Raw genomic sequence first — 14,889 nt, 5'->3', positions numbered from 1 at the left:
CCAACCGCCGAGCCGGCGGCATACCACCAGCCAAAGCCCACACCAACTACCAAACCCGCGCCCAGCAACCCCTGGCCGCCTAACCAAAAACAACAACGAGACCTGTCTCAAAAACTTGACGACCGCATCCAAGGGCGCGGGATGTGAGAGAAGGTTAGGGTAGTGGGATGCCGTCGTTCCAGACCAAGTTGAAGATCACTGGCCTCAAACCGGGCAACGCACCTGAATCGGTGATGGCCGCAGCGGTGGAAGCGCTGGAAACCCGCCACCACGTGGAGTCGAACCAGCTGGACATCGTCGGCGGAGTGCCCCAGCTCAGCCTCCGTTTCACAGTTGACGATCGCGATTACTTGGGCGAGAACGACGAAGCCCGGACGTCGGCAGCCATGATGCGTGACGCCGTCGAGCGTGTTGCTTTGACCGGCAGCCTTTACGTGCTGCGTCGCAGCCGCGGACGCTGGGCACCGGTCTAAAGGACCTACTCGGGCTGTGGCACGTCGCCGGGTTTGTCGGCGTCGAACGGTTCGTCCACGGGGGAACGGCTGCCGCGCCGCCGCGTGACGATCAATCCCACCACCACGCCGATCACCAGGCCCAGTCCCACTCCTATGAGTGAGCTGGCCCAGAACGGGAGTTTGGTGGTGGAGCCGGTGAAGTAACCCAGCCCCACCTGCCACACGGCCCACAGCACTGCGCCAAGGCCTGCGCACAGGCTGAACCCGCGTACCGAGACGTTGGCAATTCCCGCCGCGGATGAGGTGGCGAGCCTGCCTCCCGGGATGAAGCGTGCGCCGATGATGGCGCCATACGTTGAGGAGCGGCCGGCTTTGGCGATGGCCTCGTGGATTCCGCGGTGGACGCGGCGGCCCCACGCCCACCTATCCAGGACATGGCTGATGCGCCGTTTGAACAGCATGAACACCGCCATGTCGCCCAACCAGGACGCGAACGCGGCAAGGAAAAGGACGAGCCAGAAGTTCGCGTGGCCATCGGCTGCCAGCGCCCCGCCGGTGATGACCACCATTTCGGAGGGGATGGGCGGGAAGATGGCGTCGCCCAGCACAATGGGTACGATCCACAGGTAAATCGCGGATCCCCATGTTTCCGGGGCGATGATGTCCATGGCCACAAGGTACCGCACTTGCCGTGTCTGCCGCTCCGGAGTGAGACTGTGGCCATGCGAATCGACATACTGCACGGCGATCTCACCATCCGCGCTGTTGATGCGATCGTCAACGCCGCCAACTCCTCTTTGCTGGGTGGAGGGGGAGTGGACGGCGCCATCCACAGGGCCGCTGGCGGGGAATTGCTTGAGGCGTGCCGCGAGTTGAGGCGGACGCAACTGCCGGACGGACTGCCGGTGGGTTCCGCCGTCGCGACTTCCGCATTCAGGCTCCCGGCGCGCTGGGTCATCCACACTGTGGGACCTAACCGACACGTGGGACAGAGGGATCCGGCGCTGCTCGCCTCCTGCTTCCACGAAAGCCTGGCAGTGGCGTCCGGACTGGGTGCCCGGTCTGTGGCCTTCCCTGCGATCAGCGCCGGAATTTACGGGTGGGACCCCGCTCAGGTTGCGGAGGTAGCGTTCGACGCCGTGAGATCGTTCTCGTCGTCGTCTTCCGCCGGCGCGGCGTCGGACAGCCCGCTTGAGGTGGTGGAGTTCGTGCTGTTTTCGGAGGATACGACGGCGGTCTTCCGGAGTGTTTTTGCTGCCTCGCCGGAGGATTCCTGACCAGGCGATTCCTGACGTTTGCGGCGCTGCACCACGTAGTAGAGGACCGTGACGAGTGCCAGGGACGGCAGGCCGAAGATCAAGGTCATATTGAACGCCGAGGTGCCGAGTGTACTGATGGCGATGGCAATCATGAGGACCGCACCGAGGATGGTGCCCACCGGGTAGAACCGGTTCTTGTAGGCGAGTTCAGTGCCGCTGCGCTTCATGCTGCGGCGGAAGAACCAATGGGTCACGAAGATCATGAACCAGGTGAACATGGCCCCGAACATGGAAATGGCCATCATGAAGGTGAAGGCAGTTTCGGGGAAAATGGCGTAGACGACAGTGGCGATCGCGATTCCTGCCGTGGATAGGACCAAGGCATTCACGGGGGCGCCGTTGGAGCGGAGTTTCCCAAATACGGCCGGTGCGTCACCGCTGCGGGACAGGCTGAAGATCATTCGCGTGGAAATGTAGAGCTGGCTGTTCATGGCTGAGAGCGCAGCGATGATCACCACGAAGGTCAAAAGGCTGTCCGCGAAGGGAATGCCCAGATTCTGCATGACTGTGACGAAAGGGCTGCCCCCGGCCAGGATCTGGCTCACGGGGGCGATTGCCAGGATCAGTGCCAGTGTGACGATGTAGAACAGCAACAGCCGGGCGATAGTGGTCCGGAAAGCCTTCTTCACGGCGGTTGCCGGGTCTTTGGCTTCACCAGCGGCGATGGCAATCATCTCGATGCTGAGGTAGCTGAAGATGGACACGATCACCGCGAACCAGGTGCCGGAGAATCCGTTGGGGAAGAAGCCGCCTTCGGCTGTGTAGTTCTGGAAGCCAGTGCCTTCCGTGCGGGCGCCGAAGACGATGTACGCGCCGAGCACAATGAACGCGATGATTGCGAAGACCTTGATGCTGGAGAACCAGTACTCCAGAGTTCCGAACACCTTCACGTTCATGGTGTTCACGCCGATGAGAACCGCCGAGAAGAAGATCACCCATAGCAGTGACGGCACGTCAGGGAACCACAGTTTCATGTATTCGCCCACCGCGGTCACCTCAGTTCCCACGGCTAGCACGATGCAGGACCAGTACATGTACTTCACCAGGAAACCGGCCAGCGGGCTGACGTAGTGTTCGGCAAAAGCTCCGAAGGATCCTGAGGTTGGGTGTGCCACTGTCATCTCGGACAAGCTGCCCATGAGGAGGAGTGCGATCAGGCCTCCGATGGCGTAGCTGATGATGACGCTGGGCCCAGCCAAGCCGATGGCAAATTTGCTCCCCAGGAACAGACCGGTACCGATCGCTCCGCCCAGCGCGATCATGGTCATTTGCCGTGAGGTGAGCTGCCTTTTGAGCCCGCCCTCACGTTCTTGGATCTTTTCGAAACCGCCCATAACGACCTCCTCGTCGATTCTGCAAATCGCTTCAAGATAGAATCCAGCTCAAAGCTGTGCCAAGTATTTCGAAGGATCAGGAAAATATTGGAGGTGGGTTCGTGCCAGATTCACCCACGACCCGTACCCGGGGGTCGCTGCCGAACCGGGTTCGGCTGGACGACACTGACCGTTTGATCCTCCAGGAGCTCATGGCGGACGCAAGGATCCCCAACAACGTCCTCGCCGCCAAAGCGGGAATAGCGCCTTCCACGTGCTTGGGCCGGGTCAGGGCGCTGCGTGATGCGGGAATCATCCGCGGCTTCCACGCATCGGTGGATCTTGAAGCCCTGGGCCTGCTGGTTTACGCGTTGATCTCGGTGCGGGTGAACGCCCAAGCGCGCAACAAAATGCTTGCCATCGGTCAGCGCCTGCGATCATTGCCCAACGTCCAGAGCGTGTTTCTGTTGGCCGGCGACCAAGACTTCCTCATGCACGTAGCCTGCGGAACTCCCACGGAACTTCGGGACTTCATCGCAGTTCACCTGGCATCGGATCCGGCTATTGCCAACACCCAGACGAACCTGGTGTTCGATCACCTGACCCCGGGGGACTGACGTTTCGGGGAATCAGCCGTGGGCTTCGCTGAGCTCGAGTTGGCTGCGGTACTCCACTGGTTTTTTGGTGATCGGGTCAACAAACCGGATCCCACGGGCCAGGAGTTGGAGCGGCTTGCTGTAGTCGTCCGGCGCTTTGTCCAGCAGATCCGGATAGAAGGCATCGTTGACAATGCCCAGCCCGAGCGACGCCATGTGCACTCGCAGTTGGTGGGTCTTCCCGGTGTGAGGCTCCAAACGGTACAGCGCGCGCTGGTGAGTTCCGGCGTCGAACGTTTTTGTCTGTTCAATGCGCGTTTCAGCGTTCGGTTCACCGGGAATGACTTCGGCGAGCAGATAACTGCGTGACTTGGTCATGCGGTTGCGTACCACTGTTGGGAACTCGACGGCGGGATAACCTGCGGCGGGCGTCGCGGCGGACACGGACTCGTATTCCTTCTGGACCTGGCGCTTCTCGAAGAGGACCTGGTACTTGCCGCGGGTCTCGGGGTTGGTGGAGAGCAGCAGCAGGCCGGCGGTCATGCGGTCCAGTCGGTGCATGGGGATGAGGTCGGGGAGGTTGAGCAGGTTTCGCAGCCGGACCAGCGCGGATTCCTGAATGTACGTGCCGCCGGGCGTGGTGGGGAGGAAGTGCGGTTTGTCCACCACCAGGATGTGCTCGTCCTGATGGAGGATGGTGATTTCCACGGGCAGCCGTGTCTCCGGTGGGAGCGTGCGGTAGTACCAAATGAAGGTGTGGTCCTCCAGTTTGGTGCTGCGATCAAGGGGAATTCCGCCCTCGCCTACGATCTCGCCGGCGTCGAACCGGTCCTCAATGCCTTGGGGGTCGATGTGTCCCCAGCGGTGCATCATGTAGTCCATGGCGGTGGTCCATGGCCCCTCGTCCGGCAGGCGGAGGCGGGTGGCGTTCACGCCGTCACGCACGGGGAGGGGGGATTGCATCACCTGGCAATTCTACCGGCGTTGCGAGGCCCGCTCTGCGCGCTAAGTCGCGCACAAAGCATGCAGAGCGGGCCTCACAACGCATCCAGTTCCGACGATAAAAAAGTTCTTGACAATAAAAGTTGTCGGTAAGCATACTTGAAGCATGTTGGACATCGAAGTGATCGAGGACCCGGCCGCGGCGGAAGCCTCGCTGGACCCCATCCGCACCCGTATTCTGCGGGAGCTCGTGGAACCTGCGTCCGCCACGCAACTGGCCGCGAAGGTGGGGCTGCCCCGGCAGAAGGTGAATTACCACCTCAAAGCCCTGGAACGCCATGGCTTGGTGGAGCTGGTGGAGGAGCGGCGCAAAGGCAACGTCACCGAGAGGGTGCTGCGTGCCACGGCTGCGTCCTACCTGATCTCGCCCGTCGCCCTCGCTTCTGTGGCACCGGACCCCCGGCGCTTCTCTGACCGGTTTTCGGCCTTCTGGCTGCTGGCACTGGCCTCCCGCACCGTGCAGGAGATGGGCAAGCTCATAGCCGGTGCTGCACTGGCCAAGAAGAAGCTGGCCAGTTTCGCGATCGATGGCGAGATCACTTTCCGCTCCGCCACCGAACGTGCAGCGTTCGCCGAGGAACTCGGCGTGGCGGTGACTCGCCTCGTGGATAAGTATCACGACGGCGGTGCTGCCGCAGAGGCGGGCGGTGCACGCAAGCACCGCCTCGTCGTCGTGCTTCACCCGGCACTTAAAACAACCCAAGCCTCCCCGGAGCAATCAGCAGAAAAGGATCAAAGCAATGACTGACAACCGGAAATTCGAAATCGAAGCGGACGTCGAACTGCCGGGCACTCCCGAGCGGGTATGGCAGGCGGTCACTAAGGACACGCCGGCTTGGATGTTCCCCACGGATCAGTGGCCCGCTGTCAACACCACTGAGGAATACCCCACCCACTTGGTGTCCAGGATGGACGGTCCTGACGGATGGTTCAACCAGCTGGAACACGTCCTTGAACCGCTGGAAGGCGGACGCGCCAAGCTGCACTACGTTCACAGCGGGATCTTCGCCGACAACTGGGACGAGCAGTATGACGGCGCCAGCAAGCACACCGAGTTCTACCTGCACACCCTGGGTCAGTACCTGCGGTATTTCGACGGCAAGCCGGTGGTCTTCACGGACATTCAGGCGCCGCCGTCTTCGCAGACGCCGGATGGTTTAGTGCAGCTGAAGAGGGCCCTTGGCGTAGACGGCGCGGCCGCCGGTACTGCAGTGGATGTGGACGTCGACGGCGTGGGCCGGCTGAGCGGGGAAGTGGACTTTTCCAACGAGAACTTCCTGGGCCTCAGGACTGCCGACACCATGTACCGCTTCTTCGGCAGGAACGCTTTCGGCGCTCCGGTAGGCATGACGGTGCACGAGTTCAGCGGCTCCGGCGATTCGGAACTCACGGCCAAGACCTGGGGAGCATTCCTGGAGAAGGTGTACGCCTAAGAGTCCGGTGAGGCCGCCCAGGCCCGAGCTACAGAATCCAGGGCGGCCTCATAAATGGCCGCCCAGTCGGTGGCGGGATCGTTCATTTGCGCCAGCTCCAAGCTGACGAGCCCATGGACTTGACCCCAGATGGCCATGGCCACGAGTGTGGGTTCGTCTGAGCGGAGTGCGCCCGACGACTGTGCGGCTACCACTGCCTCCACTAAGGGGAGCATCGACTCGGAGGTGACTTCCGGCGTCGGGCTGCAATCTACGTAGGCGGCCAGGGTCCCGCCGAACATCAAGCGGTAGAGGGCTGGATGTTCCAGAGCCCAGGCGCGGTACGCGCGGCCCAATCCCAGCAACCCGCCCTTGGCTGCCTCGCGTTGGGAATCGCCAAAGGATCGGAAGCCGTCGTCGACGGCGGCCGTCAACAGTTGCGCTTTCCCGCCGAAGAGCGAGTAGATCGCCGTGGTGGACGTTTCGGCGGCAGCGGCAACATCGCGGAGGGTGACGCGGGCCGGCCCCTCGCGGTCTACCAGTTCAGCCGTAACCGCCAGGAGCCGATCCTGGACGTGTTGATCATGAATCACGGGTCTTGCCATACCTTCAAGTGTTCCATAACATTGTTTTATAACAGCGTTACGAAACCGGCGTTACGAAACCGGCGTTCCAAAACAAGGGTTCCGCGAACTCATCGGTTCCCCCCAACTGAAGGATTCTCATGGCACAGGACATCTTCCCCGGCCGCTTCACCGCGGATATCGGGCGCGATACAGTAACCGTCTTCCTCATCGGAATGCGGGCCAACAGGTGGTGGAAGATGGGTCGCATCGCTCAGGTAACGTCGGCCATGCCTGCCATGATGCAACACCTCGCCGCTCATCCTGAGGCGGGGCTCCTGGGGAGCGAGCAGTGGTTTGGGCGGACCACGGTGATGCTCAGCTATTGGGAAAGCCCGGAGCACCTCAGGCGCTTTGCCGCTGACAAGGACTCGCCACATCTGGGGCCGTGGCGGAAGTTCATGAAGGAGATCGCCGGGAGCGGGGACATCGGCGTGTGGCACGAGACGTATCAGGTGCCGGCGTCGGGCATTGAAGTGGTGTATAACGGCATGCCGATGTTCGGGCTGGCCAAAGCCACCACGCATGTTCAGGTGGGCCCCGGCAGCAACACGGCGAAGCAACGCATGGGCGCGGCCGCTCGATCCGCGGGCCCGGCAGCCTAGGCGACTGCGACGGCGGCTGGCCGCTCTGTCTTGAGGGTTCGGCGGAGATGCGGCGAGGCGTCCAGCTTGTCCTGGGCGGCGCGGAGCGCACCGACGGCGAACTCCAACTGTGCGGCAGGCAAGGTGAACGGAACGCGCAGGAAGTGCTCAAAGGCGCCACCCACCCCAAAGCGGGGGCCGGCCGCCAAGCGAACGCCGAAGTCGGGAGCCAGCACAGTCAACGCGGTGCTGCACGGCGTGGGAAGGCGGCACCAGACTGTGAGCCCACCCCGTGGTCGCTCCACCTCCCATGCTGGCAAGTGCTCGGCAAGCAACCCCAGCAGCGATTCGCGCTGATTCCTTAGTTCCTCGAGCCGGGCATCAAGCGGTTCGCTGAAAGCCCGAACCAAGCGGGCAGCCGCCAGTTGTTCCACTACCGGGCCGCCCAGATCCATCACGGTCCTGGTGGAGATGAAACGGGCAATCAGTGACTCGTCTGCCCGGATCCACCCGGTCCTCAGCCCCGCCCAATGCGACTTGCTGAGCGATCCGATCGAAACCACCGCGGGACTGAAAGAGGACATCGGCGCGGTGCGGACGGCGTCGAGATTCAATCCGCGCAGCGTTTCGTCCACCACCAGCACGGTCCCGGAAGCCGCGGCCGCCCGCGCCAAGCGCCGGCGCTGCAGGTCCGACATGATGCGCCCGGTGGGGTTATGGAAGTCCGGCACCAGATAGGCCATTGCGGGGCGTTGCTGGTTCATCATGGCCACCATGGCATCGATATCCCAGGCCGGTGACGTACTCGACTGTATTAGCGGTAGTGCCACGGGAAGGGGCTTACAGCCGGCGGCGCGGATCGCATCCAAAGCGTTGGGATACGTGGGGTGTTCCACCAGGACGCGGTCCTGCTTTCCGGCCAGGGTGCGAAGGACGATGTTGAGTGCATGCTGCGCGCCGGACGTAACGAGGATCTGGCCAGGGGTTGTTGGCACCCCCTCGGAGGTGTACTTTTCTGCGATGGCTTCCCGGAGGGCCGGAATTCCCACGGCCTCGTACCCGAACCCCGGCAGAAGGGCGGGCAGCTCGGTCAGTGCGTCGGCGAAGGCGCGGTGGACTACCTCGCCGGCGGCCGGGAGCGACGCATACGCCAGGTCCAACAGTCCTTCCGGGACGGCGAGTCCGGGGGCGCTCACTGGCGCGGTGCGGTGGGGAATGCACGTCCGCCCGCGACTGCCCTGACCCGCCGTGAGGAATCCCTGTTCGCGCAGGCTCGCATACGCGGCGGTGACCGTGGTGCGGCTGAGGCCGAGTGTTTGGGCGAGCGCCCGCTCGCTGGGCAGGGCGACGTCCAACGGTATGCGCCCGTCCATCACCAGCAAACGCACGACGTCGGCCAGCTCGCGGTAGGCGGGCAGGGCACCGGAGTTCCAGGAGCCGAGGAGACGGACGAGTGCGGTGGGATTCAGGGAGCCGGACATAAGACCAGTATTCCAAACTGGCTATGGAATACAAGGCCAGTTTTATCGGAGGATGGAACCCATGATGACCCGAAGAATCACCCAACTCCTGATCGGCCTCGCGATGTACGGCATCTCCTTGGCCATGTTCATCCGGGCTGGCCTTGGCTTGGACCCTTGGGATGTCTTCCACCAAGGCCTCTCCGAGAAGACCGGCTTCAGTATTGGTGTTGTGGTCATCGCGGTCAGCTTTCTGGTCCTTCTCCTGTGGATCCCGCTCCGGCAGATGCCAGGGATCGGAACCATCGCCAACGCCGTTCTGGTGGGACTCTTCGCTGATCTTGGGCTCTGGCTCATCCCGGAGTTCACGCACCTTGGCGGACAGATCGCCATGCTGGCAGGTGCTGTGATCCTCAACGGCATCGCCTCCGCCTGCTACATCGGTGCCCGTCTTGGGCCCGGCGCCCGTGATGGCCTGATGACCGGACTGGTCCGCCGCACGGGTTGGTCCGTGCGTCTGGTCCGCACGGGCATCGAAGTAGTTGTCCTTGCTGTGGGCTTCCTCCTGGGCGGCTCCGTGGGCGTGGGCACCGTGGTGTACGCCCTGGCAATCGGCCCGATCGTGCAGGTTCTGCTGCCGAAGTTCATGGTTCCGGAGCGGGCAAAGGCAACGGCCCCCACGGAAGCCGTGGAGGCCGCGCCTGCCGCGTAGGGCTTTTCGCTCAGTCACTAACGGCACGCCTCCAGGTCCTCGCCGTACCGCAACCAGTCCGGCAGGTCCTGTGCCAGCGCATCGCGGATGGCGGGCGATCCCGCACTGCGCCAGTCGACGTCGTCGTTAATTTCGATCTCGTACTTCTTCCACTCGAACCAGTTGATCATCTTCAGCTGGGGGTATTTCTGGTGGGTTTCGGCGGAGAAGACCTGACGCCACCACGCCTGTTTGACGTCCAACTCGGATGCACCGCCACGCGCTGGTGTGAAGATGGCCGCCGTCTCCGGAATGGCCACCGGCTTGTTGTGGTCCACCCCGTACACCTGATAGAAATCCGGGACGGGACTGTCGTCACCGGCGGTGCCGCTGTACGTGCCGGTCAGCATGGCCAGGAACTTGCCCGGCTCGGAGATGTCGTTGTTACCCCAAGGCCGCTGATTGCCCCAGTGATACAGCGAAACTCCAACCCAATCCACGGCGTCGTCCCCCGGATAGTAGGGCGCGTAAGTGTCATCGGCCATGGTGAGCGCGCCATCATGGTCTGTGTCCAGGGCAGCGAAATCCGGAGTACCCGGACGTGCCGCGAACTGGCCGCCCGTAAACGGATAGCCGCCGCCGTAGTTCGGCGCCCACATCATGGACGTACCCGGTGCCTGTGAGTGCACGGCGGCAGCCACTTTGCGGAAGACCTCCACATAGCGCAGTGGCTGCTGGCCCCAGGAATACCAGGAACCGTTCATCTCGTGCGCAAAACGTACGACGACGGGCGTCCCCTGATCGTTGATGTCCCGTAGGTCCGTGGCCAGCTTGGCGATCACCTCATCGCTCATGGTTTCCAAGCCGCCGTGCGGTTCGAGTGTCAGGAGCAACACGCCCCCGGTTGCGCGGACCTGGGTGACGGCGTTGGTGGTGTGTGCCCACGTTTCGTCGTCGTAGGGGATATCCGAGAACTGCACCACCACCGCGGGATCGTGGCCAAGGTTTGCGCGGTGTTCGGCCAGGGTCTCGGAGTCCCAATCCAGGTTGACGCCAAGGAGCACGCCATCTTGGGGGATCAGGGTGGATGCGTCGCCGGCCCGGCAAAGGGACAGAGCCTGGACCACAGGCACCACCTCCTTGGACGCGAAACCCAAACCCGTGGCAGCCAGGGCAGTCACCACCAAGGGGATGAGCAGGCTGGCCCGCCGACGATTTCGGTTCGGATGCCCGGTGAAAGCTGGAGGAGCCTGCGCCATGGTCAGCCCCATCCAAGGGAACGGCGCCGGCGCCCGAAGAGGGTGCGCCAACTGAACCGCGGCGTAAGCCCGCGCGGCCGCATAAGGGCCGCGCCGCCGTCGACCGCTTCCTGGCGGTTTGCGTAGATGCGGGCCACGTGACCCAGATGGTCCTGGAGGCGGGTTTCCGTCAGAGCGCTGGAGTCCCCGAAGAGGCGCAGATCGCCGCCGCGTGAGCGCAGCAGGTGCAGTACCTCAAGGAGCCCTACGACGCCGGATGCTCCCACCGAAGTCACCGCGGCGATATCGAGAAGGACCAGGATGGGGCCGTCCGCGGCGGCCTTGGCGGACGCTTGGCGAACGTCGAGAACGGCAGTGGCGTCCAAATCGCCGGTAACGGTCAGATCCAGGCTCATCAGATCTACTGGCTGCCGGGCAGAGGAGATGGTCATTGGGGCAGGGGAAATCATGGACATGGGAGTCGCTCCTTGCTGGGGGATGGAACGGCGTGTGATTGCTGTCAGTTTTTATGTTCGGAGGTAGTCCCAAGGACGCTGGCGAGCTCCTTCGGGGTGGACACGGGTTCCTCCAGCTGTTCGCTGGGTCCCCGATACCTTGCAGCGCCGATCACCACGCTCAAAAGCGCCAGGTCCAAAGCAACCCAGGCAAGCGTGATGAGGGTGGGATACAGTGGCGCGTCCCCGAATGCCACCCGGGCAATGCCGATGAGCGAGGACACAACGAGCAACGCCATGGCTGCCAGTTGCAGCCTGACGTGCTGAAAACCGCGTCCTGCAGCCTGCTTGCTCTTGGCCGTCACCGAGAACGTGAGGTGCTTGCCAAGGAAGACCGCCGCCGCACCGGAACACGTGGCCGCTATCCAGGTGGGAAACAGTGCGAAGGACCATTGCTGGCCGCGCCACAGTCCCTTGGAACCATTGCCAGCTACTTGGAAAAGCAGCTGGCAGGTCACAAAAAAGGGGAGGAAGAGGCAGAAGAACACCACCGGGCTGGCAGTCAGCGGGTAGGTCCCAGCCACCAGGAACACCACAGGCGCCGCGATGTAGCTCAGAGCGGCGAAGCCATTGAGATAACTCGTCATAGTGCCCAGATACATGAGCCGTTGGGCCACGGTGAGGCCCCGAAGCAAGACCGGATTGTCACTGAAGAACACCTGCATGGTGCCTGCTGCCCATCGATGCCGCTGCGACAGCATGGTGGACACGTCCTCGGGGGCCAGTCCGTGGACCAGGATCTCGTGGTGGTAAACACTGCCCCACCCCATCGCGTGAAGGTGCATGGCCGTTGCCATGTCCTCGGTAATGGTGGTGGTATCCATGGGGTGGATGGCCAAGGCCTGGTCCGTGTGCGCAACATCCACGGATTCCAGGACCGCGTCCAGTTCCGGCACCACATCGTCCATCGCATCGGGCACCGCCAACGCGGCAGCATGGAAGGCCACGCGGAGCTCAAAAGTGATCTCAGCAAGGACATCGCCCCTGCGCACCTGATGCTCCGCGCGGGCCACTGCCTCCAACGCCTGTTCCGCGACCGGCATGGCGGCGGGATGGCGCCTGCCCAGTTCCCCGTGAAGATCCTGAAGCCTGGACCGGCCCCTGCGCAAGGCACGCCACGTCTGCTCCGTGGCTGTCCGGGTGTAACGGGTCAGACCCAGCGCCATGAGGGCTTCCCGGCGAAGGACAGCGTTGGAACCGCAGAAGAACGCTGCGTCCCAGCCGTCCTTGCCCTGCTGGATGGGTCCGTAGAAGAGTTCCGCCTGGCTTCCCAAGGGGTCCCGCTCCGGAACATTCCAAAAGTGCTGCGGCGTCTGGACAAAGGCCACTTCTTCGGCGTCGAAATACCCGAGGACGCGGCCCAGGAAACGCGGCTCAGGGACTTGGTCTGCGTCAAAGATGGCCACGAACTCGCCCGTTGTCAGGGACAGGGCGTTGTTGACGTTGCCCGCCTTTGCGAAGCGCTGCCGCCCATCCCACTCGGGACCACGGGTGATGTACCCGACGCCGATCTGCCGGGCTGCTTCAGCAAATTCGGCCCTATCTCCGTCGTCAAGAATCCACGTTTCGTGGGGGTACTCCATGTCCCTGGCCGCAACGGCCGTCTTCATCACCAGGTCCAGTGGTTCGTTGTAGGTTGCGATGAATACGTCCACCGATCTGCCCGGCAGGGCAGGCGGGGGAGGTGGACGTCGTCGTGCGTTCCACATGGTCACGGCGTAAAGTGCCGATTCGCCGAGGCTGTAAGTCTCCGCGACCACGAGAGGCAGCGAGATCCACCAAGCATCCCAGGCCACAGTGCTCGACCAGCGCCAACTGATGTAGATCACTCCAAAGGAAACCACCAGAACTGCAAGGATCCTTACCAGTATTTGTCTGTAAATGCCCATCTTTAGCCTCCGGTAACTGCTGGGGAAAAGGCCAAGGCGCGCCAGTATGTCCACACGCTCCTCAGAGCGAAATTGGGAAGACACGGCTGACGCGCCTGGAGCTGCATCGTCGATGCTCAAGGGAAGGAATTCGGCTGCGAACGGAATGTCCTTTTGCCAACCCGCTTGAGGGAATTCATCTCAAGCCAGTTGGTTCCTGATTCCACTTTCTCCCGCACACATTTCATCCCCGTTACGGCACTGATAAGTAAACTCGCGTTGATTATTTCCTGGCTGTGACGTTTTGCGTGTCGCATCGAAAAAGCTTGCGCGGCACGGTGATGGCCCTACAAAGTGGCTTCATGAAGCGAAGACTCATGCCCCTGACGATGCTCGTCGCTGGCCTGACCATCGCAGCTACCCTCATAGCCCCGGAGCCTTCTGCACTTGCATCGGCTGGTATGCCCGCCCCCGGGACACTGGTCTGGAGCGACGAATTCAACGGACCCGCCGGCACGGCACCCGACGCAGGCAAATGGACTCACGACACCGGAGGATCCGGATGGGGCAACGGCGAACTGCAGTACTACACCAACAACACAAGCAACGCTGCAGCCGATGGACAGGGAAACATGGCCATCACCGCCCTTAAGGAAAACCCCGCCGGATATCAGTGCCACTACGGGACGTGCCAGTACACGTCCGCCCGGCTGACCACCGCTGGCAAGTTCAGCCGGACACAAGGCCGGTTCGAAGCCCGGCTCAAACTGCCCAAGGGGCAAGGCATGTGGCCTGCCTTCTGGATGCTCGGAGAGAACGTATTCACCGACGGCTGGCCTGCCAGCGGTGAGCTGGACGTCATGGAAAACGTTGGCAAGGAACCCGGAACGGTGTGGGGAAGTATCCACAGGCCCGGTTACTCAGGGCCAAACGCCACCAACGCCAGCTACACATTGCCCGGCGCCAAGGCCCTGGGCGATGGATTCCACACGTTTACTGTGGACTGGGGCCCCGAGTCCATCACGTGGTACATCGACGGAGCGGCCTACTCACACAAGACCAAGGCCTCAACTGCCGGACCGTGGGTGTTCGACCACAACTTCTTTGTGCTCCTCAACCTTGCCGTGGGCGGCGATTGGCCGGGAGCACCGGACACGGGCACGGTGTTCCCACAGTCCATGTTGGTCGATTACGTCCGTGTGTATGACCTCGCTTCAATTCCTGCACTTTCTGCGTCCAGCACCCGAATCCAGGGCTACTCCGAAAAGTGCCTTGATGTAGCCGGCCGCCAAGCAGCCGATGGTGCCCCGTTGGAACTCCGGGATTGCGATACCTCCGCTTCGGAGCAATGGACCTTTGCCGCCAACGGAACCATCCGCTCGCTGGGCAAATGCATGGATGTTGCCTGGGGATCAACGGCAAACGGTGCCAGAATCCAGCTCACCGGCTGCAACGGCGGTGCAGCGCAACAATTCGTCCTGAATTCTTCCGGGGATTTGGTGAATCCTCAGGCCAACAAATGCGTTGACGTAGTTGACTGGAATTCAGCCAACGGTGCGACGCTGCAGCTGTGGGATTGCGCCGGTACCGCGAACCAAAAGTGGTGGCGAATGGTGTAATAAAAGCGTCCGACGGCGGCGCGCAACTTTGCGGGGTCCGGCGGCTATTGCTGGGGCGGCTGGGGAGCTTCCTGGAGTAGCGGGCCGGGCTGGCAACTGTGCGCAGCCGTCGCGGCGGTTGTGGGCCGGACCTGGCTGGCTGATGTGTGGCCGGGTCCGGCCGGTGGTGCGTACCGGGTTGTTGGGCGCGCGGT

General features: G+C 62.7%; 15 protein-coding genes and 1 pseudogene. 8 read left to right on the top strand and 8 right to left on the bottom strand.

The annotated features are described in order from the left end of the window. The first annotated feature begins 167 nt into the window (after nucleotides 1-167). Entirely contained in the window at nucleotides 168-473 is a 306-nt protein-coding gene (locus HAV21_RS20360; RefSeq protein WP_142936668.1) for a hypothetical protein, read from the top strand. Nucleotides 474-478: 5 nt separating this feature from the next. Here the strand turns inward: HAV21_RS20360 and HAV21_RS20355 are convergent, their stop codons facing one another. Further along, nucleotides 479-1,123, bottom strand: coding sequence for a DedA family protein (locus HAV21_RS20355; protein WP_166842922.1), 645 nt, complete (start codon nucleotides 1,121-1,123; stop codon nucleotides 479-481). Nucleotides 1,124-1,177: 54 nt separating this feature from the next. Here HAV21_RS20355 and HAV21_RS20350 point away from each other — a divergent pair, with 54 nt between their 5' ends. Continuing rightward, entirely contained in the window at nucleotides 1,178-1,732 is a 555-nt protein-coding gene (locus tag HAV21_RS20350; RefSeq protein ID WP_208097257.1) for an O-acetyl-ADP-ribose deacetylase, read from the top strand. An 83-nt stretch (nucleotides 1,733-1,815) separates the two neighbouring features. On the opposite strand, the pseudogene HAV21_RS20345 reads toward HAV21_RS20350, so the two are convergent. Next, a pseudogene (locus HAV21_RS20345) lies at nucleotides 1,816-3,036 on the bottom strand (amino acid permease); the annotation flags it as partial. Between the two features lie 173 nt (nucleotides 3,037-3,209). Here HAV21_RS20345 and HAV21_RS20340 point away from each other — a divergent pair. Beyond that, the gene (locus tag HAV21_RS20340; protein WP_347877680.1) at nucleotides 3,210-3,704 is read left to right on the top strand and encodes an Lrp/AsnC family transcriptional regulator; all 495 of its coding nucleotides are present in this window, start codon (nucleotides 3,210-3,212) and stop codon (nucleotides 3,702-3,704) included. 12 nt (nucleotides 3,705-3,716) lie between these two features. Here the strand turns inward: HAV21_RS20340 and HAV21_RS20335 are convergent, their stop codons facing one another. After that, nucleotides 3,717-4,646, bottom strand: coding sequence for a pseudouridine synthase (locus tag HAV21_RS20335; RefSeq protein WP_166842932.1), 930 nt, complete (start codon nucleotides 4,644-4,646; stop codon nucleotides 3,717-3,719). Nucleotides 4,647-4,791: 145 nt separating this feature from the next. On the opposite strand from HAV21_RS20335, the gene HAV21_RS20330 reads away from it, so the two are divergent. Beyond that, the gene (locus HAV21_RS20330) at nucleotides 4,792-5,433 is read left to right on the top strand and encodes a helix-turn-helix domain-containing protein (protein ID WP_142936666.1); all 642 of its coding nucleotides are present in this window, start codon (nucleotides 4,792-4,794) and stop codon (nucleotides 5,431-5,433) included. Beyond that, nucleotides 5,426-6,118, top strand: a complete 693-nt coding sequence (locus HAV21_RS20325; RefSeq protein ID WP_166842920.1) for an SRPBCC domain-containing protein — start codon at nucleotides 5,426-5,428, stop codon at nucleotides 6,116-6,118. Before HAV21_RS20330 ends, HAV21_RS20325 begins: the two co-directional genes overlap by 8 nt. Here HAV21_RS20325 and HAV21_RS20320 read toward each other — a convergent pair. After that, entirely contained in the window at nucleotides 6,115-6,702 is a 588-nt protein-coding gene (locus tag HAV21_RS20320; protein ID WP_208097255.1) for a TetR-like C-terminal domain-containing protein, read from the bottom strand. The two genes, HAV21_RS20325 and HAV21_RS20320, sit on opposite strands and share 4 nt — an antisense overlap. Before the next feature lie 119 nt (nucleotides 6,703-6,821). Between HAV21_RS20320 and HAV21_RS20315 the strand changes: the two genes are divergently transcribed. Then, entirely contained in the window at nucleotides 6,822-7,325 is a 504-nt protein-coding gene (locus HAV21_RS20315; RefSeq protein ID WP_166842919.1) for a DUF4188 domain-containing protein, read from the top strand. Here the strand turns inward: HAV21_RS20315 and HAV21_RS20310 are convergent. Further along, nucleotides 7,322-8,785, bottom strand: a complete 1,464-nt coding sequence (locus tag HAV21_RS20310) for a PLP-dependent aminotransferase family protein (RefSeq protein ID WP_166842918.1) — start codon at nucleotides 8,783-8,785, stop codon at nucleotides 7,322-7,324. The two genes, HAV21_RS20315 and HAV21_RS20310, sit on opposite strands and share 4 nt — an antisense overlap. A gap of 61 nt (nucleotides 8,786-8,846) precedes the next feature. Between HAV21_RS20310 and HAV21_RS20305 the strand changes: the two genes are divergently transcribed. After that, nucleotides 8,847-9,476 carry a hypothetical protein gene (locus HAV21_RS20305; protein WP_166842917.1) on the top strand — a complete coding sequence of 210 codons (630 nt, stop codon included), beginning with the start codon at nucleotides 8,847-8,849 and terminating at the stop codon, nucleotides 9,474-9,476. A gap of 17 nt (nucleotides 9,477-9,493) precedes the next feature. On the opposite strand, the gene HAV21_RS20300 is transcribed toward HAV21_RS20305, so the two are convergent. Genes HAV21_RS20300 through HAV21_RS20290 form a run of 3 tightly spaced genes read right to left on the bottom strand, consistent with a single transcriptional unit; the run spans nucleotide 9,494 to nucleotide 13,097 of the window. Then, nucleotides 9,494-10,726 (bottom strand): glycosyl hydrolase, encoded by a 1,233-nt coding sequence (locus HAV21_RS20300; RefSeq protein WP_166842916.1) that lies wholly within the window; start codon nucleotides 10,724-10,726, stop codon nucleotides 9,494-9,496. Next, nucleotides 10,717-11,169 (bottom strand): STAS domain-containing protein, encoded by a 453-nt coding sequence (locus HAV21_RS20295; RefSeq protein ID WP_166842915.1) that lies wholly within the window; start codon nucleotides 11,167-11,169, stop codon nucleotides 10,717-10,719. Before HAV21_RS20295 ends, HAV21_RS20300 begins: the two co-directional genes overlap by 10 nt. 44 nt (nucleotides 11,170-11,213) lie before the next feature. Beyond that, a complete protein-coding gene (locus tag HAV21_RS20290; RefSeq protein ID WP_208097286.1) occupies nucleotides 11,214-13,097 on the bottom strand; it encodes a glycosyltransferase in 1,884 nt (627 codons plus the stop codon). Between the two features lie 341 nt (nucleotides 13,098-13,438). On the opposite strand from HAV21_RS20290, the gene HAV21_RS20285 reads away from it, so the two are divergent. Continuing rightward, nucleotides 13,439-14,695: a glycoside hydrolase family 16 protein gene (locus HAV21_RS20285; protein ID WP_166842914.1), complete on the top strand. Its 1,257-nt coding sequence runs from the start codon at nucleotides 13,439-13,441 to the stop codon at nucleotides 14,693-14,695. The last annotated feature ends 194 nt before the right edge of the window (nucleotides 14,696-14,889 follow it).

It is taken from the genome of Paenarthrobacter sp. MSM-2-10-13 (assembly GCF_011605365.1).
GTDB lineage: Bacteria > Actinomycetota > Actinomycetes > Actinomycetales > Micrococcaceae > Arthrobacter.
This window is presented reverse-complemented; position numbering and strand designations above follow the sequence as displayed.